Raw genomic sequence first — 21,720 nt, 5'->3', positions numbered from 1 at the left:
TGGCCGTCCGTGCGTCTGCGGCGAGCCGGTGTTGGGTCCCGGGGGCCCACGGGCTACCCTCCGTGCCACCGTGTGGTTCCCACCACACCCGATGCAGCTGGAGGCCCTCGGATGGCTGGCAGTACGCGCAGGTCGCTGGCGGGAAGCGCTGCGGCAGCAGCGAAGCGGGTGATCGGGCGCCGGGGCGCGTCGGCCGAGGAGCCGGCTGCGACGACGAAGGCCCCGGCCAGGAAGACGGCCGCCAAGAAGGCGACCGCGAAGAAGGCCCCCGCGAAGAAGGCCCCGGCGACCAAGTCTCCGGCCGAGAAGGCGCCCGCCAAGAAGGCGGCAGCCAAGAAGGCGCCCGCCAAGAAGGCGGCAGCAAAGAAGGCGCCCGCCAAGAAGGCGCCCGCCAAGAAGGCCCCGGCGACGAAGGCATCCGCCGCCACCAGCACGCCGAACACGTCGGCGAAGAAGTCCGCAGCACGCACGACCCCCTCCACCACGGCCGCGCCCGCGGCCCAGACACCCGTGAAGAAGGCCCCGGTGAAGAAGACCGCGACCCGCAAGGCCGCCCCCGACTCCCTCGTCGTCCTCGACCAGGAGTCCGCCTGGACCCAGGCCGAGCTCGACGAGGTGGTGACCGAGCTCCGCGAGCACCAGTCGCGGCTGAGCGAGTCGGTCGCCATCGCCGAGGCCGAGCTCGCAGGCCTGATGCGTGACGCCGGAGACGGCGCCGGCCACGACCAGGCCGACGTGGGCGCCTCGACCTTCGAGCGCGACCACGAGCTCACCGTGCTGGCCAAGGAGCGCGAGGCCCTCCTGCAGATCGACCGCGCCCTGGGGCGCATCGACGACGGCAGCTACGGCGTGTGCGAGTCGTGCGGCAACGCGATCGGCAAGAATCGGCTGATGGCGGTGCCCCATGCCACACTGTGCATGTCATGCAAGCAGCGCGAGGAGCGTCGCTGAACCCCAGCGACCAGGCCGATCTCCGGCCTTCTGCACGTCGCCCCCGGGCCCGTGCGGTGCTCGCCGTGGTGGCTCTCGCGGCCTACGCGGTCGACCTCGGCACGAAGCAGTGGGCCCTCTCGGCGCTGGCCGACGGTGACCGCTCGCTGGTGGGCGACTGGTTCACGCTGCACCTGACGTTCAACCCGGGCGCTGCGTTCAGCACCGGCACCGACTTCACCATCGTCTTCACGTGCCTGGCCGCCGTGGCCGTGCTCGTCGTGCTGTGGCTGGCCCGTCGGGTCGCCAGCACCGGCTGGGCGCTGGCGCTGGGGCTCCTGCTCGGCGGGGTGTCCGGCAACCTCACCGACCGGCTGGTCCGACCGCCGGAGCCGTTCCACGGCCACGTCGTCGACTTCCTCATGTGGCCCAACTGGCCGGTCTTCAACCTGGCCGACGTGTGCATCAACGTCGCGGCGGCGCTGATCGTCCTCCAGACCTTCCGCGGCATCCGGCTCGACGGCTCCCGCGAGTCGGCCAAGGAGTCGCGCGACGAGTCGGGCCGGGAGTCGGACGGCGAGCCGGACCGCGCGCCGGGCACCGCCGACCACGACCTCCGGGACGCGTGAGCGCGATGAGCAGCCACGCCGACCAGCGCACGGTCTTCGTCCCCGACGGCCTCGCGGGGGAGCGCGTCGACGCCGCGATGGCGCGGATGTTCGGGTTGTCCCGCACCCGCGCCGCCGACCTCATCAGCTCCGGCCTGGTGCAGGTCGACGGTGCCCTCGTGGGCAAGAGCGACCGGGTCGAGGCGGGTGCCATGCTCGACGTGACCATCCCGGTGGAGACCGACCCGCTCGAGGTGAAGCCCGAGATCGTCGAGGGCATCCGGATCATCCACGACGACGACGCCATCGTGGTGATCGACAAGCCCGTGGGCGTCGCGGTGCACCCCTCGCCCGGCTGGCGCGGCCCCACGGTCGTGGGCCACCTCGCCGGTGCCGGCTTCCGGATCTCGACCAGCGGGGCCAAGGAGCGCGAGGGCATCGTCCAGCGCCTCGACGTCGGCACGTCCGGCGTGATGGTCATCGCGAAGTCGGAGCACGCGTACTCCGTGCTCAAGAACGCCTTCCGCCACCGCACCGTCGACAAGACCTACCACGCGCTCGTGCAGGGCCATCCCGACCCGCTCGCCGGCACCGTCGACGCGCCGATCGGTCGCCACCCCCACCACGACTACAAGTTCGCCGTGATGGCCGACGGCCGCCACAGCGTCACGCACTACGAGACGCTCGAGGCGCACCGCTTCGCCAGCCTCCTCGAGATCCACCTCGAGACCGGACGCACCCACCAGATCCGCGTCCACATGAGCGCGCTGAAGCACCCGTGCGTGGGGGACCTGACCTACGGCGCCGACCCGGTGCTGGCGCAGCGGGTCGGCCTCGAGCGGCAGTGGCTGCACGCCATGCGGCTGGGCTTCGAGCACCCCGAGACGGGGGAGCAGGTGACCTACGAGTCCACCTACCCCGACGACCTCGCCCACGCGCTCGAGGTCGTGCGTGACGGCGCCTGAGCTGACCCTGCGCCCGGCGGGCGCGGGTGACCTCGAGCAGGTCGCGGAGGTGCACCTGGCCGCCCGCGCCGCCGCGGTGCCCGCGATGCCGCGGGGCATCCACAGCGCCGACCAGGTCCGCGCGTGGGTCGCCGGCTGGGACCTGGCGACCTACGACGTCCGGGTCGCCACGGCGGGCGGCACCGTGGTCGGCTACGCCCGGTCGACCCCGACGTGGCTCGACGACCTCTACGTCGCCCCTGCGTGGCAGGGCCGCGGTGTCGGCTCGGCGCTCTTCGACCTGGTCACCGCGCTGCGCCCCGACGGCTTCTGCCTGTGGGTCTTCGAGTCCAACCACCCCGCCCGCGCGTTCTACGCCGCCCGGGGGTGCCTCGAGCTCGAGCGCACCGACGGCAGCGCCAACGAGGAGCGCGCCCCCGACATCCGGGTGGCGTGGCCCGGCGCCGACCCGCTGGCGTTCCTGCGGGGCCTCATCGACGAGACCGACCTGGTCCTCGGCGACGTGCTCGCCCGGCGGACCGCCCTGACCCGGGTCGTGCAGGCGGTCAAGCCGTCCGGTCGGCGTGACCCCGAGCGCGAGGCCGAGATCGCCCGCCGCGTGGCCGCGGTGGTCCCCGAGCTCGGCGTGGAGCGGGTCGCCCGCATCGTCGACGTCGTCATCGCGGAGTCCCTCGACGCCGCGCGCGGCGACGGTGGTGCGACCGGCCGCTAGGTCGGGCCGCGGGCTCCACCGTCGGCCACCGTCGGCCACGGAGCGGCCCACCCGGTGACGGTCGACGGTGGCGGCGAGGGCACGATGTCCGGGTGCTGCTGTACGACGACGTGGTCGAGGAGTACCGGGACTTCGCCGCCTACGCGGCCGGGGACTCGCCCTGCTTCGAGGAGTGGGCGCTGGGCGTGACCGGCGACGAGGAGGTGCTGGCCTGGCTCGGCACGCTCCCGCCGGTGAAGCGCCAGCCGAACCTGGTGTTCGCCGCCGCGCGGTGGCACGGCGCGCCCGCGCCGGGACCGTACACCGGGCTCCGCGAGGTGCTGCTCGGTCGTGAGCCGGAGGTCCGCGCCACGGTGCTGGCCCGCGCCACGCAGACCAACGAGGCCGGCCGGCTGGCCACGCTGGTCCCGGTGCTCGGGCTCCTCGACGGGCCGCTGTCGCTGGTCGAGGTCGGCGCGAGCGCCGGGCTGTGCCTGTTCCCCGACCGGTACGACTACGTCTGGCCGGGTGCGGGGGAGCTGCGGGGCACCGGGGGACCCGTGCTGACCGCGGTGGCGACGGGAGCCCTCCCCGTGCCGACCACGCACCCCCAGGTGGCGTGGCGCGGGGGAGTGGACCTCGATCCGCTCGACGTCACCGACCCCGACGCGACCGCCTGGCTGGAGAACCTGGTCTGGCCCGAGCAGGACGAGCGGCGCGAGCGGCTGCGCGCCGCCATCGGGGTGGCGCGCCGCGAGCCGCCGGCGCTCGAGCGCGGCGACCTGCTCGACCACCTCCCCGGGCTCCTCGAGCGGGCCGCCGCCCACGGCACCCCGGTGGTGATGCACTCGGCCGTGGTGGCCTACCTCGACGAGCCCGACCGGCGGCGCTTCCACGACCTCGTGACGGGCCTCGTCGCTGACGGACGCTGCCACTGGGTGAGCAACGAGGGGCCGCGGGTGCTGCCCGGGGTGACCGGTGACCTCGAGGTGCCGGCGGGGAGGTTCGTGACCGCGCTGGACGGGGTCCCGATGGCCCTCAGCCACGGGCACGGGCACGCCGTCGACTGGCTCGGCTGAGGGCGCGGCGTGCCTTGTCGGTGGGGTCCTGCACACTGACGTAGGCTGGCGTCCTTCCCCCGAGTGCCCCTCCGGTCCGCCGGTGCGGGCGCTGCTGACCCGTCAGCACCACCCGTCCTCGTGACACCGTCAGCGACCCCCGAAAGGTGCGGAAGACTTCTCCATGTCGGCCGGTTCCACAGTCAGTCCCGCGGACAGCTTCGTGCACCTCCACGTGCACACCGAGTACTCGATGCTCGACGGTGCCTCGCTCCTCGACGGACTGTTCGCGCGCACCAGCGAGCTCGGCATGCCGGCCATCGCGATGACCGACCACGGCAACCTCCACGGCGCCTACGACTTCTACAGCAAGGCCAAGAAGCACGGCGTCAAGCCGATCATCGGCATCGAGGCCTACCTCACCCCCGGCACGCCGCGCGGCGAGCGCAAGCGCATCCGGTGGGGCAAGGGCGACCTCGCCGAGGAGGGCGGCAAGGACGTCGCCGGCGGCGGGGCGTACACGCACATGACGATGTGGGCGGAGACGACCGAGGGGATGCACAACCTCTTCCGCCTGGCGAGCCTGGCGAGCATCGAGGGGTACTACTACAAGCCCCGCATGGACCGCGAGCTGCTCCAGCAGTACTCCAAGGGCATCATCGCCAGCACCGGCTGCCTCTCGGGCGAGATCCAGACCCGGCTCACCCTCGGCCAGTACGACGAGGCGCTGCGGGCCGCCGGGGAGTTCCAGGACATCTTCGGCAAGGACAACTTCTACCTCGAGCTGATGGACCACGGCATCACCGCCGAGCGGGCCACGCGCGAGGACCTGGTCCGGATCGCGAAGACGCTCGGCCTGCCGACGATCGTCACCAACGACACCCACTACACCAACCCCGAGGACGCCGACGGCCAGGACGCCCTCATCTGCGTCGCCTCCGGCAAGCGGCTCGCCGACACCAACCGGCTCAAGTTCGACGGCGGCGGCTACTACATCAAGTCCGCTGCCGAGATGCGCGAGCTGTGGTCGGAGTTCCCCGACGGCTGCGACAACACCCTCGAGATCGCCGAGCGCTGCAACGTCGAGTTCACCGAGTCCACGGGCGGCTACATGGCCCGGGCCGACGTGCCGGCCGGCGAGAGCGAGGAGTCGTGGTTCCGCAAGGAGGTCTGGCGTGGCATCGAGGCGCGCTACCCCGGTGAGCGGCTGACGCAGGAGGTCCGCGACCGCGTCGAGATGGAGCTCGCGGTCATCTCGCAGAAGGGCTACTGCGGCTACTACCTCGTGGTCGCCGACTTCATCCAGTGGTCCAAGCGCAACGGCATCCGCGTCGGTCCGGGCCGCGGCTCGGGCGCGGGCTCGATCGCGGCCTACGCGCTCTCCATCACCGACCTGTGCCCCCTCGAGCACGGGCTGTTCTTCGAGCGCTTCCTCAACCCCGAGCGTCCCTCGATGCCCGACTTCGACATCGACTTCGACGACGCCCGCCGCGGCGAGGTGATCAAGTACGTCACCGAGAAGTACGGCACCGAGCGGGTCGCCCAGATCGCCACCTTCGGCCGGCTCAAGGCCAAGGCCGCCATCAAGGACGCCGCGCGCGTGCTCGACCACGGCTTCGCCATCTCCGACCGCATCACCAAGGCGCTGCCGGCCGACGTCATGGGCAAGGGCGTCGCGCTCAAGGACATCTTCAACACCGAGCACAAGCGCTACGGCGAGGGCGGCGAGTTCCGGGCGCTGCACGACTCCGACCCCGACGTCCGCACGATCTTCCACACCGCGCTCGGCCTCGAGGGCCAGATCCGCAACTGGGGCGTGCACGCGGCCGGCGTCATCATGTCGAGCGAGCCGATCATCGACGTGGTGCCGATCATGGCGCGCCCGCAGGACGGCGCGATCATCACGCAGTTCGACTACCCGATGTGCGAGTCGCTCGGCCTGGTCAAGATGGACTTCCTCGGGTTGTCCAACCTGCGGATCCTCGAGGACGCGCTGGCCAACATCAAGATCAACCGCGACCTCGACGTCGTCCTGGAGGAGCTTCCCTTCGACGACCGGCCGACCTACGAGCTGATGGGCCGCGGCGACACCCTCGGCGTGTTCCAGCTCGACGGCTCCGGCATGCGGGCCCTGCTGCGCTCCATGCAGCCCGACGTCTTCGCCGACATCACGGCCGTCTCCGCGCTCTACCGTCCCGGCCCGATGGGCGCCGACTCCCACAACAAGTACGCCCGTCGCAAGAACGGCCGCGAGCCGATCGAGCCGATCCACCCGGCCCTGGCCGAGGCGCTCGAGCCGGTGCTGGGGGAGACCTACGGCCTGATCGTGTACCAGGAGCAGGTGATGGCCATCGCCCAGGTGCTGGCCGGCTTCACCCTGGGCGCCGCCGACAACCTCCGTCGCGCGATGGGCAAGAAGAAGAAGGAGGAGCTCGACAAGCAGTACGCCGGCTTCCAGGCCGGCATGCTCGAGCGCGGGTTCCCGCAGGACGCGATCGACAAGCTGTGGGAGATCCTCCTCCCGTTCTCCGACTACGCCTTCAACAAGTCGCACTCGGCCGCCTACGGCGTCATCACCTACTGGACGGCCTACCTCAAGGCCAACTACCCCACCGAGTACATGGCCGCGCTCCTGACGTCCGTCAAGGACGACAAGGACAAGATGGCCATCTACCTCAACGAGTGCCGCCGGATGAAGATCCAGGTGCTCCCGCCGGACGTCAACGAGTCGCAGGCCAACTTCACGCCCGTGGGCCAGGACATCCGCTTCGGCCTCACCGCGGTGCGCAACGTCGGCCACAACGTGGTCGCCGGCATCGTCGCCGCGCGCGAGGAGAAGGGCCGCTACGCCGACTTCAACGACTTCATGGAGAAGGTGCCGGCGCTGGTGTGCAACAAGCGCGTGGTCGAGTCGCTGATCAAGGCCGGTGCCTTCGACGACATGAAGCACCGGCGTCGCGCGCTGGTCGCCGTCCACGAGACGGCCGTCGACCAGTTCGTCGACCTCAAGAAGAACGAGGCGATCGGCCAGGACTCGCTCTTCGGCGGCCTCAGCGACGAGGAGGGCGGCTTCGGGGTCAGCGTGACGATCCCCGACATCGACGACTGGGACAAGATGACGCTGCTCGGCCACGAGCGCGAGATGCTCGGCCTCTACGTCTCCGACCACCCGCTGCTCGGCCTCGAGCACGTCCTGTCCCAGGGCACCGACTGCACCATCGGCCAGCTCATGCTCGACGAGGACCGTCCGCACGGCTCGATGCTGACCGTCAGCGGCCTGATCACCTCGGTGAGCCGCAAGATCACCAAGCGCGGCGACCCGTGGGCCACGATCACCCTCGAGGACCTCGACGGCGCGATCGAGGTGCTGCTCTTCCCGAGCGCCTACACGCTCGCCTCGACGCTGCTGGTCGAGGACCAGATCGTGCGCATCAAGGGCAGCCTGTCGCGCGACAAGGACCAGCCCGAGCTGCGCGCGCAGGAGGTCACCGCCCCCGACCTCACGCAGGGTCCCGCCGGACCGGTGGTGATCAGCCTCCCCTCCACGCGCTGCACCCCGCCCGTGGTCGCCCAGCTGCGCGACGTCCTCGGCACCCACCCCGGCATGACCGAGGTCCAGCTGAGGCTGCTGACGCGCGCGTCCACCAAGGTGCTCCGCCTCGACGACAACCTGCGCGTCACGCCGAGCCCGGCGCTCTTCGCCGACCTCAAGCAGCTGCTCGGCCCGGGGTGCCTGGCCGGATGAGCGAGCCGACCCCGGACGTCGGGACGGAGGCCCCCAGCGGGACCCCGACGGCCCGGCGGGTGGCCCTGCGCCTGCTCGTCGTGGTGCTGGCGTTCCTCGTCGCGGGCACCGTCGCCGGTGTCGCCTGGGAGCAGCTCTGGGACGCGCCCGTGGGCCTCACCTACCAGGGCGCGTGGTTCCTCGAGCCGGCCGGCCCCGACCTGTCGTTCCAGGGCGTGTGGCTCTTCGTGGCCATCGCGTTCCCGCTCGGCATCGTGCTCGCGGTGGTGGCCGGGCTGTGGCGCGAGCACGAGACGCTGACGGTGGTGGCCGTGCTGGTCGCCTCCTGCCTGGCCTCGGTGCTGATGTACGCCGTCGGGCACCACCTCGGCCCCGCCGACCCCCAGGTGCTCGCAGCGGGCTCACCCGACTACACGAAGCTCCCCGGGAGCCTCGGGCTGACGGCTCCCGACGCCGACTCCACGCCCTGGCGCTCCAGCGCGTTGCTCGCCCTCCCGATGGGCGCGATGGCTGGTCTGGTCGGCTCGTACCTCTTGTCCGGCAGAGGATTCGGCAGGCGCTCGCGCGGGTAGGCTCCCCCTCGACATGTTGGGTGGTCCCGCGCGGTGCGGGACCCCGTGAGTGGGGGACAGCAGACGATGAGCATGACACCGGGTGGTCCTGAGTACCTGGACGCCGGAGGACAGGCCCCGACCGGGCCCGCCGACGACAACCGCAAGCGCCTGGTCGTGCTCGGCGCGCTCGTGGCCGGAGGTGCCGTCGTCGCCGGCGGCGCCTGGGCCGCCACCAGCTTCTTCGCCACCGGCGCACAGCCGGCCGAGGCGCTGCCCGACTCGACCATCGCCTACGCCAGCGTCGACCTCGACCCCAGCGGCGGCCAGAAGATCGAGGCCATCAAGACGCTGCGGAGGTTCCCCGGCTTCACCGACGAGATCGACCTCGAGAGCGACGAGGACCTGCGTGAGCGGCTCTTCCAGGAGATCACGAAGTCGGGCGAGTGCGAGGGCCTCGACTACGACGCCGACGTGAAGCCGTGGCTGGGCTCGCGCGCCGCCATGGCGGCGGTCGAGCTCGGCGAGGACGAGCCCGCGCCGGTCGCGGTCGTCCAGGTCACCGACTCCGGCAAGGCCGAGGAGGGCGTCCAGAAGCTCGTCGACACCTGCGGCGGGGATGCCGCCGACGGCGAGGCGGGCGGATGGGTCGTCGAGGGCGACTGGCTCGTCCTGGCCGAGACCAAGGACATCGCCGAGCAGGTGGTCGACGGCGCGGGCTCCGGCACGCTGGCTGACGACGCCGCCTTCGGCACGTGGACCGGCGAGGCCGGCGACGACGGCTTCATGACGTTCTACGTCGCCAAGGGCGCCGCGAAGTACCTCGCCGACGCCGCCGAGATGGGCTCGATGCTCGGCGGACCGCTCGCCGGTGACCTGACGGGGTCCGGCAGCGACGCCATGGGCGGCTTCGACCAGGAGTGCTTCGACCAGGCGACCACGACCGAGGAGATGGACGCCTGCTTCGCCTCGACCGAGGACTCGACCGGCTCCGACACCGACATGGGCACCGACACGGGCACCGACTCCGGCACGGGCGACGTCCCGCCGGAGCTCGAGCAGATGATCGCCGACTTCGACGGCATGGCCGCCACGGTGCGCTTCGACGACGGCTCGGTCGAGGTCGAGTACGCCATGTCCGACTACCAGCCCGACGTGACGAAGTACCTCGACAGCGACGAGGGCGCCTCGATGGTGGGCGACCTGCCCGACGACACGATCGCGGCGATGGGCTTCTCCCTCGAGAAGGGCTGGGCCCAGGCGATGGTGGACTACGTCAAGTCGGCCCTGCCCGAGGACGCCGCCTCGATCGACGACGGCATCGCCCAGATGGAGAGCGAGACCGGGATGGCGTTCCCCGAGGACGTCGAGACCCTCCTCGGCGAGGGCGTCACCCTGTCGGTCGGCAGCGGGATCGACCCCGAGGCCATCACCAACGGCGGTCCGGGCGAGATCCCGGCCGGCATCACGATCAGGGGCGACGCCGACGAGATCCAGGCGGTGCTCGACAAGCTCAAGGCACAGGTGCCGCCGGAGGTCGCCGACTACCTGCAGGTGACCGAGGGCGACGGCTACGCCGTGCTCGCGCTGCAGGACGACTACCGCGACGCGCTGGCCTCCGGGGGCGACCTCGGCGGGAGCGACGACTACTCCGAGGTCGTCGACGGTGACGCGCAGACCGTGTTCTTCGTCAACTTCGACGCCGACGACGACTGGCTGGTGCGGATGACCGAGGACATGCCCGAGGTCAGCGAGAACCTCGAGCCGCTCTCCGCCTTCGGCGTGAGCAGCTGGCTCGACGGCGACGTCATGCACGGACAGCTGAAGCTGACCACCGACTGACGTCGGCCCGGCTCAGCGCCCGATGGTGGCGGTCACCGCTCCGGTGGCCGCCACCACGTCGTCCGGGGCCACCTCGAGGTCCAGGCCGCGCCGGCCACCCGACACGAAGATCGTCGGGTGCTCGAGCGCGGAGGCATCGAGCACGGTCGGCAGCAGGCGCTTCTGGCCGAACGGCGAGATGCCGCCGGCGACGTACCCGGTGGCCCGTTCCGCCGCGGCGACCTCGGCCATCTGCGCCTTGCTGCCGCCCAGCGCGCGCGCCAGCGCCTTGAGGTCGAGCTGGCCCGAGACGGGTACGACACCGACGACCAGCGACCCGTCGAGCTGGGCCAGCAGCGTCTTGAAGACCCGTGCGGGCTCCACCCCCAGTGCCTCCGCGGCCTCGAGGCCGTAGGACGTCGCCCGCGGGTCGTGGGTGTAGGGGTGAGCGGTGTACGCGATCCCGGCCGCGGTGAGCGCGGCCGTCGCCGGGGTGCCGCCGGCCGCCCGGGTCTTCTTCGCCATCGATCGTCCCTCGCCGCACCTGCGGGTCTCAGTTGGGCGACCAGGCGGTGCGCGCGACCTGGGTCGCGGGCAGCGAGGGGATGACGTTGATCGCCCGCAGCTCCTCGGTGAGCAGGCGGGTCACCAGCCGGAGCCGCTCGGTCGTGTCGGGGGCCTCCAGCAGCGACTGGCGCTCGGCCAGGGGGAGGGGAGCCAGTGCGGACAGCGTCCAGGCGAGGTAGTCGGGGTCGCGCGGGAGGGAGCCGCTGAACGGGTCGCCCTGCAGCTCGGTCATCGCCACCCGGAACGCGGTGAAGGTGGCCCGGGCGCGCTCCAGCACCTCGGCGGGGACGTCCACCCGGGGCTCGGTGAGCACCTCGGCCACCCCCTGCGGGAAGTCCGACCCGCGCTGCATCTCCTCCAGCTGGAGCCGCTCGCGGGCGACGGCCACGATGTCGAAGGTGCCGTCGGCGTTGCGGTCGACCTCGGTGAGCTGCAGCACGCAGCCGACCCGGTAGACCGACTGCGCGCCGTGGTCGCCGACCTCGTAGCCCTCGCGGATGGCGACGGTGCCGAAGACCCGCTGGGCGGGGTCCTCGACGGCCAGGAGGTGGCGCACCAGCATCCGGTAGCGGTCCTCGAAGACGTGGAGCGGCACGCTCATCCCCGGGAACACGACGGTGCCCAGCGGGAACATCGGCAGTGTGTCGCTCACGTCACCAACCTAGCCCGACGTGTCCACCCCGCACGGCCGACCTCGGGCCGACCCGCCGCGGAACCTAGGATCGAGCCATGTCCCTGATCCGCCGCATCGACCTGAGGGGCGCCGACCGCGCGTCCGTCGACTACCGCGCGAGCGTGCCGCGCGCCGAGTTCGACGTCGAGGCCGCCACGCATCAGGTGCAGCCGATCATCGACGCCGTCCGCACCCGCGGCGTGGAGGCGATCGTGGAGCTGTCGGCCCGCTTCGACGGCGTGGACCGTGACGACATCACCGTGCCGCGCGAGGCGCTCCGCACGGCCCTGGCCGAGCTGGACCCCGACGTGCGCGCGGCGCTCGAGGAGTCCGTACGACGCCTGCGCGCCACCTGCGAGGCCGAGCTCGAGCACGACGTCACCAGCACGGTCGCCCCCGGCGCCGTCGTCACCCACCGCAAGGTGCCCATCGACCGCGTCGGCCTCTACGTCCCCGGTGGGCTCGCCCCGCTGGTGAGCAGCGTCGTGATGAACGTCGTGCCCGCGCAGGTCGCCGGGGTCCGGTCGATCGCCCTCGCCAGCCCGCCGCAGAAGACCCGCGGGGGACTGCCCGCGCCCACGATCCTGGCCGCGTGCGAGCTGCTCGGCGTCGAGGAGGTCTACGCCGTCGGCGGCGCGCAGGCGATCGCGATGTTCGCCCACGGGGCGGGACCGTGCCGTCCGGTCGACCTCGTGACCGGGCCCGGCAACATCTACGTCGCGGCCGCCAAGCGCCTCGTGCGAGGCGTGGTGGGCATCGACTCCGAGGCCGGGACGACCGAGATCGCGATCCTGGCCGACGACACCGCGGAGCCCGCCTTCGTCGCCGCCGACCTCATCAGCCAGGCCGAGCACGACCCGATGGCCGCCTCGGTGCTGGTCACCGACTCGACGGCCCTCGCCGACGCGGTGGAGGTCGAGCTCGACAAGCAGGTCTTCGCCACCCGCCACACGGAGCGCATCCGCTCGGCACTGGGCGGCTCGCAGTCCGCGATCGTGCTCGTCGACGACGTCGACCAGGGCGTGCAGGTGGTCGACGCCTACGCCGCCGAGCACCTCGAGATCCAGACCCGCGACGCGGCCGCCGTCGCGGCGCGCGTCCGCAACGCCGGCGCCGTCTTCGTGGGTCCGTGGGCGCCGGTGTCGCTGGGCGACTACGCCGCCGGCTCCAACCACGTGCTGCCGACCGCCGGCTGTGCCTGCCACTCCAGCGGCCTGTCGGTGCGCGCCTTCACCCGGTCGATGCACGTCGTGGACTACTCCCGCGAGGCGCTCGCGGAGGTCGCCGACCACGTCGTCACCCTGGCCGGCGCCGAGGACCTCCCGGGCCACGGCCAGGCCGTCTCGGTCCGGTTCGAGACCGGCCGATGAGCGCCACGTTCCCACCCCTGCGCGAGGAGCTGCAGGGGGTCGAGCCCTACGGCGCACCCCAGCTGTCCCTGGAGCAGGTGCCGGTGCAGCTCAACGTCAACGAGAACCCCTACGGCCCCTCCCCGGAGGCCGCTGCCGACATCGCGCGTGCCGTCGGTGAGGCCGCGGTGCGGCTCAACCGGTACCCCGACCGCGAGTTCACGGCGCTGCGCGAGGGCCTGGCGGCCTACCTCAACACCTCGGGCGGGTCGGGCATCACGCCCGCGATGGTCTGGGCGGCCAACGGCTCCAACGAGGTGATGCTCCAGCTGCTGCAGGCCTTCGGCGGGCCCGGTCGGTGCGCGCTGTCGTTCGCGCCGACGTACTCGATGTACCCCGAGTACGCCCGCGACGCGATGACCGAGTGGGTCACCGGCCACCGGGCCGAGGACTTCGCCCTCGACCTCGACGCCGCGCGCGCCCTCGTGCTGGAGCGCCGCCCGTCGGTGGTGCTGCTGCCCAGCCCCAACAACCCGACGGGCACCGCGCTCCCGCCCGAGGCGGTCACGGTGCTGTGCGAGGCCGCCGCCTCCTACGAGCCCGGCGGGCTGGTGGTGGTCGACGAGGCCTACGGCGAGTTCCGTCGCACCGGCACGCCGAGCGCGCTCGAGCTGCTGCCGCGCCACCGCAACCTCGTCGTCAGCCGCACGATGAGCAAGGCGTTCGCGCTCGCCGGTGCCCGCCTGGGCTACCTCGCCGCGGACCCGGCCATCTGCGACGCTATCCGCGTCGTGCGCCTGCCCTACCACCTGTCCGCGGTCACGCAGGCGACCGCGCTGGCCGCCCTGCGCCACGCCCCCGAGCTGCTCGGCCGGGTGGAGGAGCTGCGCGCGGAGCGCGACCGCACCGTCGAGTGGCTGCGCGGGCGGGGCCACGAGGTGGCCGACTCCGATGCGAACTTCGTGCTCTTCGGCCGCTTCGCCGACCGCCACGCCGTCTGGCAGGGACTGGTCGACCGCGGCGTGCTGATCCGCGAGACCGGCCCCGACGGCTGGCTGCGGGTCTCGATCGGCACGCCTGCGGAGATGGCAGCATTCAGGGACGCACTGACCGACGTGATGGAGGAGACCGGATGAGCCGCACGGCGAGGATCGAGCGCACCACCCAGGAGTCGAGCGTCCTGGTCGAGGTCGACCTCGACGGCAGCGGACGCTCGGAGGTCTCGACCGGTGTCGGGTTCTACGACCACATGCTCACCGCGTTCGCGCGCCACTCGCTGGTCGACCTGACGGTCCGCACCACCGGTGACGTCCACATCGACGGCCACCACTCGGTGGAGGACACCGCGATCGCGCTCGGGCAGGCGCTGCGCCAGGCCCTCGGCGACAAGTCCGGGATCCGGCGCTTCGGCGACGCCACCGTGCCCCTCGACGAGGCGCTCGTCCAGGCGGTCGTGGACGTGTCCGGACGCCCCTACTGCGTGCACACCGGGGAGCCGGACGGGCAGGTGTACGCCCTGATCGGCGGCTCGGGCGTGCCCTACGCGGGCTCGCTGACCCAGCACGTCTTCGAGTCGATCGCGCACCACGGCCACTTCGGCCTCCACGTCCGCGTCCTGGCCGGCCGCGACCCCCACCACGTCGTCGAGACGCAGTTCAAGGCGTTCGCCCGCGCGCTGCGCGACGCGGTCGCCCTCGACCCGCGCGAGCAGGGCGTGCCCTCCACGAAGGGCACGCTGTGACCGCTCCGTCGGTCGTCGTCCTCGACTACGGCTCGGGCAACCTCCGCTCCGCCGTCCGCGCGGTCGAGCGGGCGGGCGCGGAGGTCACGCTGACCGGCGACTTCGACACCGCGCTGGCCGCCGACGGCCTGCTCGTGCCCGGCGTCGGCGCCTACGCCGCCTGCATGGCCGGCCTGCGCGCGATCAAGGGCGAGCGGATCATCGGCCGTCGTCTGGCCGGCGGGCGCCCGGTGCTCGGGATCTGCGTGGGCATGCAGATCCTCTTCGCTGGAGGCGTCGAGCACGGCGTCCAGACCGAGGGCTGCGACGAGTGGCCCGGCCGGGTCACGCGGCTGGAGGCCGACGTGGTCCCGCACATGGGCTGGAACACCGTCGAGGTGCCCGACGGCACCCGGCTGTTCGAGGGCGTGCAGGGCGAGCGGTTCTACTTCGTCCACTCCTACGCCGCGCGCTCGTGGGACCTGGTCACCAACGACCGGACCGCCGCGCCGCTGGTCACCTGGGCCGAGCACGGTGGCGACCGGTTCGTGGCGGCGGTCGAGAACGGCCCGCTCTGCGCGACCCAGTTCCACCCCGAGAAGTCCGGCGACGCCGGCGCCGCTCTGCTGCGCAACTGGGTGCGCTCGCTGTCCTGAGGAGTGCCCCAGGTGGGGGACGCGGCCCCGGCCCGGGCGGCGCTACCGTCGGTGGATGCCGCCGCTCAGCATGAACCAGGTCATCCACGCCGCGGTGCGCCGCGACGTGGCTCGCACCGAGCAGGCGCTGCGGGCGCTCGCCGAGGGTGACGCGGCGCGGGTCAGCCAGGTGCGCACCGCCTGGCGCAACCTCGTGCGCGAGCTGACCCACCACCACGAGGCCGAGGACGAGCACATGTGGCCGTTCCTGGCCTCGAGGGGGTTCGACGCCACGCTCCTCGCGCAGATGGAGGCCGAGCACCAGGCGATGAAGACCGCCCTCGCCTCGGTCTCGGCCGGGCTCGACGCGCTCGTCGCCACACCCACCGCCGACCACGCGACCGCCGTCGCCGACGACGTGGCGCGTGCCGCCACCGTCGTCAAAGGCCACCTCGAGCACGAGGAGCGTGACGTCGAGGGACTGATGGACGACCTCAAGCACGACGCGGACTTCGAGGAGCTCACCAAGAAGCTGCGTCCGGCCAGCACCCTCGACGCGGCCAACGCGCTCGCCTGGATGCAGGACGGGGCCGGGCCCCGCGAGCTCGAGGGCCTCCGCGCGGCCGTGCCGCGCCCGGTCGTGGCGGTCCTCACCACCCTCCTCGCCCGGCGCTACCGCCGCGAGGTCGCGCCCACCTGGCGCTAGCCGCGCGCGTCGGCCTCGGCCAGGGCAGCGAGCGTGAGCAGCTGCTTGCGTGCCATCACCAGGTCGCCGACGCACAGGGCGGGCGAGACCAGCCGGCTCGTGGCGGCCACCACCTTGAGCAGCAACCGGGTGCCGCCCTCGCCCGGCACGACGGCGTACGACATGTGCGCGCCCATGATGACCGCGGTCAGCTCGCGCCCCGGGTCGACGGCCACCACGCGGCCCTGGTCGCGGCCGAACGCCCGCGTGAACGGGTCGCCCACAACCGGCTCGGGGACGTCGAGCAGCTCCCTGGGCGAACGGCGGCCGAGGTTGTCGACGAGGTCGTAGGAGTACGGGGCCACCCGCACCTGCCGCACCCGCGCCCACACCACCGGCGCCTCCGCGGCCACGGTCACCCCGCGCCACGCCTGCATCGTCGGCGCCGGCTCGAAGGCGTCGCAGCCGTAGGCCCGCGCCACCTCCGGCTCGTTCACGCCCCACCGGTCGCCGATCACGTCGACGACGCTATCGGTGACCTCGGTCTTGGGATGCGGCGGCGGGCGGAGACGCGCAGGCACCGCCGGGACGCCGGGGTGTGGTCGAGCTTGGACTGCGGCCACCGAGCCGACTTCTGTCCGCGCGTCTGCCGCACGAACCCGCGAGATCCGGCGTTCGCGCCCGAGATCGGCGTCTGCCACATACCGTTCTCCGGTGCCCGAGACCGTCGCTCCCGCGCTGACCTGTCCGCTGTGCCGAGTCGACGTGCCCGCCTCGCGGGCGTCCTGCCCGGGATGCCACCTGCCGATCTCCGACGTACGCCGCCACGCCAGCCGTGGGCGCCGCCGGTCCTGGGCGCGCGGGCTCGTCGTCCGCCTGACCGGGCTGGTCCTCTACATCGCCATCGTGGCGTGGTCGGCCTGGCAGCTCCCGGCGGCCCTGCCGTTCGTCGTTCCCGCCGCCGCCGCAGGCGTGGCCCTCCACGGCGTGCGCGGACGCCCGTGGCTCGGCGCGATCGCCTTCGTCGTCCTAGTGGTCGCGCTGCCCGCGGTCCTGGCGCCCGCGCTCGGCATCGGATCGTTCTCCGACCTGACCGCTTGGATCAACGACCCGCAGTGGTGAGGTGACCGTCTCGGGAGCCGGTGGCGCCTGCGGCGACGGGCGGCCCGGCTCCTAGGATCGGACCCATGCCCAGCACCGAGCAGCCCTACCTCGAGCTCCTGCCCGCCGTCGACATCAAGGGCGGCCAGGCCGTGCAGCTGGTGCAGGGCGTGGACGGGTCGGAGAAGCGGTTCGGCGACCCGATCGAGGCCGCGCTGCGCTGGCAGGAGGCGGGTGCGGAGTGGATCCACCTGGTGGACCTCGACGCGGCCTTCGGCCACGGCCACAACCGCGAGCTGCAGGCGCGCATCGTCGGCACGCTCGACATCCAGGTCGAGATGAGCGGCGGGATCCGCGACGACGAGTCCCTCGAGGCCGCGATGGCCGCCGGGTGCCGCCGGGTCAACATCGGCACCGCCGCGCTCGAGCAGCCCGAGTGGTGCGCGCGGGCCATCGCCACCTACGGCGACCGCGTGGCCGTCGGCCTCGACGTGCGCGGCACGACCCTCGCCGCGCGGGGCTGGACCCGCGACGGCGGCGACCTCTACGAGACGCTCGCCCGCCTCGACGCCGAGGGCTGCGCGCGCTACGTCGTCACCGACGTCAACAAGGACGGCATGCTCCAGGGCCCCAACCTCCCGCTGCTGCGCGACGTCTGCGCGGCCACCGACCGGCCGGTCGTGGCCAGCGGTGGCGTCACGACGCTCGACGACATCCGCGCGCTCATGGGACTGGTCGACGACGGCGTGGAGGGCGCCATCGCCGGCACGGCGCTCTACGAGGGCCGGTTCACCCTCGAGGACGCCCTCGCCCTGACGAAGGGCGCCTGAGCATGGAGTTCACCGACTACCACGTCCGGCTCGCCGCCTACGTGCTGATCGTGGACGAGGTCGACGGCCAGGAGTCCGTCCTGCTGACGTGGTGGAACGGCGAGGGCCACAGCGACCCGGAGTGGTCGCTGCCCGGCGGCGGCGTCGACTTCGAGGAGTCGATCCGCGACGGCGCGGTGCGCGAGGTCTTCGAGGAGACCGGGCACCACGTCGAGCTCGGCGACCTCCTCGTCGACCACTACTTCACCGGGCGGGGGCGGTCGTTCGACGGCTGGTTCCGCTCGCAGCGCTTCGTCTTCGACGCGACCATCACCGGTGGCGAGCTCGGCACGACCGAGGTCGACGGGTCCACCGACTTCGCTCGGTGGGTCCCGCTCGCCGAGCTCGAGGGCCAGCCGCGCGCCGACATCGTCGACGTCGCCCTGACCGCCCGGCGCGAGCGGGAGGCCCGACGATGAGCCTCGCCGTGCGCGTGATCCCGTGCCTCGACGTCGACGGGGGCCGCGTCGTCAAGGGCGTGAACTTCACCGAGCTGCGCGACGCAGGCGACCCGGTCGAGCTCGCCCGGCTCTACGACGCCGAGGGCGCCGACGAGCTGACGTTCCTCGACATCTCCGCCTCCCACCAGGGCCGCGCCACCACCATGGAGGTCGTCAGCCGGTGCGCGGAGGAGGTGTTCATCCCGCTCACGGTCGGCGGGGGAGTGAGCAGCGTCGACGACGTCGACCGGCTGCTGCGCGCAGGCGCCGACAAGGTCGCGGTCAACACCGCCGCGATCCACCGCCCCGAGCTGGTGGCCGAGATCGCCGACCGCTTCGGCAACCAGGTGCTCGTGCTGAGCGTCGACGCCCGACGGGCCGCCGGCACCGCGAGCGGCTTCGAGGTCACCACCCACGGAGGGCGCAGGAGCGCCGGGCTCGACGCGATCGAGTGGGCCGTGCGCGCGGCCACGCTGGGCGCCGGTGAGATCCTCCTCAACGCGATGGACGCCGACGGCACCACCGACGGGTTCGACCTCGAGCTGATCCGCGCGGTACGCCGCGAGGTCGCCGTCCCGGTGATCGCGAGCGGGGGCGCGGGGGCGGTCGAGCACTTCGCGCCGGCGGTCGAGGCAGGCGCCGACGCGGTGCTCGCCGCGACGGTCTTCCACTTCGGCACGCTGAGCGTCGGGGAGGTCAAGGCCGGGCTGTCCACAGCCGGTCACCCGGTCCGCTGACGACGGCCGGGGCCGTAGGATCCAGCCATGCTCACGACCCCCCGCATCGCTGTCGCAGCGCTCGCGACCGCCACCTTCGCCCTCACCGCCTGCGCCCCGACCGACGACGCGGACTCGGGCACCGACGCGGCGTCGGGCTCGAGCAGCTCGGCCTCGGCCTCGGCCGACGAGTGCACCCCGGACGCGCTGGACACCGTGACCGCGGGGACCCTCACGATCGCCACCGACGACCCCGCCTACCAGCCGTGGTTCGTCGACAACGACCCGACCAACGGCGAGGGCTACGAGTCCGCGGTCGCCTACGCGATCGCCGAGCAGCTCGGCTACACCCAGGACCAGGTCACCTGGGTCACCGTCCCGTTCAACAAGGTCGTCCAGCCCGGTCCGAAGGACTTCGACCTCGACCTCAACCAGGTCTCCATCACCGAGGCCCGCCGCAAGGCCGTCGACTTCTCCTCGGGCTACTACGACGTCGTGCAGACGGTCGTGACCAACAAGGGCAGCGCCCTCGACGGCGCGACCACGCTGGCCGACCTCGCCGACGCCAAGCTCGGTGCCCAGGTCGGCACCACGAGCTACGACGCCATCACCGACCAGATCCAGCCGTCGCAGGACCCGGCCGTCTTCGACACCAACGACCAGGCCGTCCAGGCCCTGAAGAACGGCCAGATCGACGGCATCGTCGTCGACCTCCCCACCGCCTACTACATGGCTGCCGTCCAGCTCGACGACGGCGTCATCGTCGGGCAGCTCCCGCTGCCCGACGGCGACCCCGAGCAGTTCGGCGCCGTCCTGGCCAAGGGCAGCCCGCTCACCTCCTGCGTGTCCACCGCCGTGGACGCCCTGCGCGAGGACGGCGTGCTCGACCAGATCGGCCAGCAGTGGCTGGCCCAGCAGGGCGCGCCCGAGCTGTCCTGATGACCGACCAGGTGGACACCGCCTGGGAGCCCTCACCGGTCCAGCGCGAGCGTGACACGTGGCGGCGACGTCGGACGGTCCGCAGCGCCGTGGTGGCCGCGGGCAGCACCGTCCTGGCGCTGGGGGCGGTCGCGGTCGTCGTGGTGAGCTCGCCGGGCTGGGAGCGCGTCCAGCAGACCTACTTCGACTGGGACAAGGCCGTCGACTCCTTCCCCGCGGTCCTCGAGGGGCTGTGGCTCAACATCCGGGTCATGGCGCTGTGCGCCGTGCTGATCGTGGCGCTGAGCCTCACGATCGCGGTCATGCGGACCGTCCGCGGTCCGGTCGCGTTCCCGCTGCGCCTCGTCGGCACGGCCTACGTCGACGTCTTCCGTGGCCTGCCGCTGCTGCTGGTGATCTTCCTGCTCGGCTACGGGGGGCCGGCGCTCAGCCTCTCGGGCCTGCCCACCTCCGCGCTGTTCTGGGGCTGCACGGCGCTGGTGCTGTCGTACTCGGCCTACGTCGCCGAGGTGTTCCGCGCCGGCATCGAGTCGGTCCACCCCAGCCAGCGGCTGGCGGGCCGCTCGCTCGGGCTCTCCTACGGCCAGACGCTGCGCCGCGTCGTGCTCCCGCAGGCCTGGCGCCGGGTGCTGCCCCCGCTGATGAACGACCTGGTGTCGCTGCAGAAGGACTCGGGACTGATCGCCGCGCTCGGCGTGATCGACGCGATCCGCGCCGCGCAGATCGAGACCGCCTCGGACTTCAACTACACGCCCTACGTCGTCGCCGGCTTCCTGTTCTGCTGCCTGACCATCCCGATGGCCCGGCTCACCGACCGCTACGCCCGCAAGAAGGGCTACCACGGAGCAGGAGGCCACCTGTGAGCCTCACCGAGTCCTCGGAACTCCTGGCACTCGAGGGCGTGCGCAAGTCGTTCGGCACCAACGTCGTGCTGCGAGACGTCGACCTCGTCGTCGAGCCAGGCCAGTGCGTCGTGCTCATCGGCGCCTCCGGCTCCGGCAAGTCCACGCTGCTGCGCTGCGTGAACCTGCTCGAGGTGGTCGACGACGGCACGATCACCTTCGAGGGCCGCGACATCACCGACCCTCGTGTCGACGGCGACGAGGTGCGCTCGCGGATGGGGATGGTCTTCCAGGCCTACAACCTCTTCCCGCACCTCGACGTGATCGGCAACGTCACGCTGGCGCTGCGGCTGGTCCACCGCGTGGGCGCGGAGGAGGCGCGCACCCGCGGGCTCGCGATGCTCGACCGCGTCGGTCTCGCGGCGAAGGCCTCGGCGCGTCCCGACGACCTGTCCGGCGGGCAGCAGCAGCGGGTGGCCATCGCCCGCGCGCTCGTGGCGAACCCGCGGCTGATGCTGCTCGACGAGGTCACCTCGGCCCTCGACCCCGAGCTCGTCGGCGAGGTGCTGGACCTGCTGACCGAGCTCAAGGGCGAGGGCGTGACCATGCTGCTCAACACCCACGAGATGGGTTTCGCCCGCGACGTCGCCGACCAGGTCTGCTTCCTGCACGACGGCGTGGTCCACGAACGGGGCACGCCCGAGCAGGTGCTCGGCGACCCGCAGCAGGAGCGCACCCGCGCGTTCCTGTCCCGCATCCGCGCGTAGTCCCCCTGTCGGACTGGGCCGACCCCCCAACAATTCGCGGGCTGTCGG

Annotated in this window: 23 protein-coding genes; 20 read left to right on the top strand and 3 right to left on the bottom strand. The window is 72.5% G+C overall.

Features of this window, described 5'->3' with window-relative positions; genetic code table 11:
• Positions 1-168: 168 nt before the first annotated feature.
• The 8 genes from ACFFJG_RS02120 to ACFFJG_RS02085 all read left to right on the top strand — a co-directional run bounded on the left by ACFFJG_RS02120 (position 169) and on the right by ACFFJG_RS02085 (position 10,390).
• Positions 169-951, top strand: a complete 783-nt coding sequence (locus tag ACFFJG_RS02120; protein WP_378516960.1) for a TraR/DksA family transcriptional regulator — start codon at positions 169-171, stop codon at positions 949-951.
• 65 nt (positions 952-1,016) lie between these two features.
• Entirely contained in the window at positions 1,017-1,559 is a 543-nt protein-coding gene (gene lspA, locus ACFFJG_RS02115; RefSeq protein ID WP_378516959.1) for a signal peptidase II, read from the top strand.
• A gap of 5 nt (positions 1,560-1,564) precedes the next feature.
• Positions 1,565-2,503: an RluA family pseudouridine synthase gene (locus ACFFJG_RS02110; protein ID WP_378516958.1), complete on the top strand. Its 939-nt coding sequence runs from the start codon at positions 1,565-1,567 to the stop codon at positions 2,501-2,503.
• A complete protein-coding gene (locus tag ACFFJG_RS02105; protein ID WP_378516957.1) occupies positions 2,490-3,215 on the top strand; it encodes a GNAT family N-acetyltransferase in 726 nt (241 codons plus the stop codon). Before ACFFJG_RS02110 ends, ACFFJG_RS02105 begins: the two co-directional genes overlap by 14 nt.
• A gap of 92 nt (positions 3,216-3,307) precedes the next feature.
• Positions 3,308-4,273, top strand: coding sequence for a DUF2332 domain-containing protein (locus tag ACFFJG_RS02100; protein ID WP_378516956.1), 966 nt, complete (start codon positions 3,308-3,310; stop codon positions 4,271-4,273).
• Positions 4,274-4,436: 163 nt separating this feature from the next.
• The gene (gene dnaE, locus ACFFJG_RS02095) at positions 4,437-7,997 is read left to right on the top strand and encodes a DNA polymerase III subunit alpha (protein WP_378516955.1); all 3,561 of its coding nucleotides are present in this window, start codon (positions 4,437-4,439) and stop codon (positions 7,995-7,997) included.
• Entirely contained in the window at positions 7,994-8,569 is a 576-nt protein-coding gene (locus ACFFJG_RS02090; RefSeq protein ID WP_378516954.1) for a hypothetical protein, read from the top strand. Before dnaE ends, ACFFJG_RS02090 begins: the two co-directional genes overlap by 4 nt.
• 66 nt (positions 8,570-8,635) lie before the next feature.
• The gene (locus ACFFJG_RS02085) at positions 8,636-10,390 is read left to right on the top strand and encodes a DUF3352 domain-containing protein (protein ID WP_378516953.1); all 1,755 of its coding nucleotides are present in this window, start codon (positions 8,636-8,638) and stop codon (positions 10,388-10,390) included.
• Positions 10,391-10,402: 12 nt separating this feature from the next.
• On the opposite strand, the gene ybaK is transcribed toward ACFFJG_RS02085, so the two are convergent.
• Both ybaK and ACFFJG_RS02075 read right to left on the bottom strand, forming a co-directional pair.
• Positions 10,403-10,894, bottom strand: a complete 492-nt coding sequence (gene ybaK, locus ACFFJG_RS02080; protein WP_378516952.1) for a Cys-tRNA(Pro) deacylase — start codon at positions 10,892-10,894, stop codon at positions 10,403-10,405.
• A 28-nt stretch (positions 10,895-10,922) separates the two neighbouring features.
• On the bottom strand, positions 10,923-11,588 hold the full coding sequence (locus ACFFJG_RS02075) for an LON peptidase substrate-binding domain-containing protein (RefSeq protein WP_378516951.1): 666 nt from the start codon (positions 11,586-11,588) through the stop codon (positions 10,923-10,925).
• An 83-nt stretch (positions 11,589-11,671) separates the two neighbouring features.
• On the opposite strand from ACFFJG_RS02075, the gene hisD reads away from it, so the two are divergent.
• From hisD to ACFFJG_RS02050, 5 genes are read left to right on the top strand one after another with little or no spacing between them, the layout of a single operon-like run.
• Positions 11,672-12,979 (top strand): histidinol dehydrogenase, encoded by a 1,308-nt coding sequence (gene hisD, locus ACFFJG_RS02070; protein ID WP_378519438.1) that lies wholly within the window; start codon positions 11,672-11,674, stop codon positions 12,977-12,979.
• Positions 12,976-14,094, top strand: a complete 1,119-nt coding sequence (locus tag ACFFJG_RS02065) for a histidinol-phosphate transaminase (RefSeq protein WP_378516950.1) — start codon at positions 12,976-12,978, stop codon at positions 14,092-14,094. Before hisD ends, ACFFJG_RS02065 begins: the two co-directional genes overlap by 4 nt.
• Positions 14,091-14,699: an imidazoleglycerol-phosphate dehydratase HisB gene (hisB, locus tag ACFFJG_RS02060; protein WP_378516949.1), complete on the top strand. Its 609-nt coding sequence runs from the start codon at positions 14,091-14,093 to the stop codon at positions 14,697-14,699. Before ACFFJG_RS02065 ends, hisB begins: the two co-directional genes overlap by 4 nt.
• The gene (gene hisH / locus ACFFJG_RS02055) at positions 14,696-15,334 is read left to right on the top strand and encodes an imidazole glycerol phosphate synthase subunit HisH (RefSeq protein WP_378516948.1); all 639 of its coding nucleotides are present in this window, start codon (positions 14,696-14,698) and stop codon (positions 15,332-15,334) included. Before hisB ends, hisH begins: the two co-directional genes overlap by 4 nt.
• 55 nt (positions 15,335-15,389) lie before the next feature.
• Complete coding sequence (locus tag ACFFJG_RS02050; RefSeq protein WP_378516947.1) at positions 15,390-16,019, top strand: hemerythrin domain-containing protein; 630 nt, start codon at positions 15,390-15,392, stop codon at positions 16,017-16,019.
• Here the strand turns inward: ACFFJG_RS02050 and ACFFJG_RS02045 are convergent.
• A complete protein-coding gene (locus tag ACFFJG_RS02045; protein ID WP_378516946.1) occupies positions 16,016-16,516 on the bottom strand; it encodes a hypothetical protein in 501 nt (166 codons plus the stop codon). The genes ACFFJG_RS02050 and ACFFJG_RS02045 overlap by 4 nt on opposite strands.
• Before the next feature lie 196 nt (positions 16,517-16,712).
• Between ACFFJG_RS02045 and ACFFJG_RS02040 the strand changes: the two genes are divergently transcribed.
• The 7 genes from ACFFJG_RS02040 to ACFFJG_RS02010 all read left to right on the top strand — a co-directional run bounded on the left by ACFFJG_RS02040 (position 16,713) and on the right by ACFFJG_RS02010 (position 21,672).
• Positions 16,713-17,120, top strand: a complete 408-nt coding sequence (locus tag ACFFJG_RS02040; RefSeq protein WP_378516945.1) for a hypothetical protein — start codon at positions 16,713-16,715, stop codon at positions 17,118-17,120.
• A 65-nt stretch (positions 17,121-17,185) separates the two neighbouring features.
• Positions 17,186-17,929, top strand: coding sequence for a bifunctional 1-(5-phosphoribosyl)-5-((5-phosphoribosylamino)methylideneamino)imidazole-4-carboxamide isomerase/phosphoribosylanthranilate isomerase PriA (gene priA / locus ACFFJG_RS02035; RefSeq protein WP_378516944.1), 744 nt, complete (start codon positions 17,186-17,188; stop codon positions 17,927-17,929).
• A gap of 2 nt (positions 17,930-17,931) precedes the next feature.
• Positions 17,932-18,387, top strand: coding sequence for an NUDIX hydrolase (locus ACFFJG_RS02030; protein WP_378516943.1), 456 nt, complete (start codon positions 17,932-17,934; stop codon positions 18,385-18,387).
• A complete protein-coding gene (gene hisF, locus ACFFJG_RS02025; RefSeq protein WP_378516942.1) occupies positions 18,384-19,145 on the top strand; it encodes an imidazole glycerol phosphate synthase subunit HisF in 762 nt (253 codons plus the stop codon). The genes ACFFJG_RS02030 and hisF overlap by 4 nt, the downstream gene beginning before the upstream one ends.
• A 27-nt stretch (positions 19,146-19,172) precedes the next feature.
• Positions 19,173-20,063, top strand: a complete 891-nt coding sequence (locus ACFFJG_RS02020; RefSeq protein WP_378516941.1) for an ABC transporter substrate-binding protein — start codon at positions 19,173-19,175, stop codon at positions 20,061-20,063.
• Positions 20,063-20,926 (top strand): amino acid ABC transporter permease, encoded by an 864-nt coding sequence (locus tag ACFFJG_RS02015; protein WP_378516940.1) that lies wholly within the window; start codon positions 20,063-20,065, stop codon positions 20,924-20,926. The genes ACFFJG_RS02020 and ACFFJG_RS02015 overlap by 1 nt, the downstream gene beginning before the upstream one ends.
• Positions 20,923-21,672: an amino acid ABC transporter ATP-binding protein gene (locus ACFFJG_RS02010; protein WP_378516939.1), complete on the top strand. Its 750-nt coding sequence runs from the start codon at positions 20,923-20,925 to the stop codon at positions 21,670-21,672. The genes ACFFJG_RS02015 and ACFFJG_RS02010 overlap by 4 nt, the downstream gene beginning before the upstream one ends.
• Positions 21,673-21,720 lie beyond the last annotated feature (48 nt).

The sequence above is a fragment of the Nocardioides zeicaulis genome, from assembly GCF_042432345.1.
In the GTDB taxonomy this organism is placed as follows: domain Bacteria; phylum Actinomycetota; class Actinomycetes; order Propionibacteriales; family Nocardioidaceae; genus Nocardioides; species Nocardioides zeicaulis.
The sequence above is the reverse complement of the archived record's forward strand: the minus strand, read 5'-3'. Positions and strand labels throughout refer to the sequence as shown.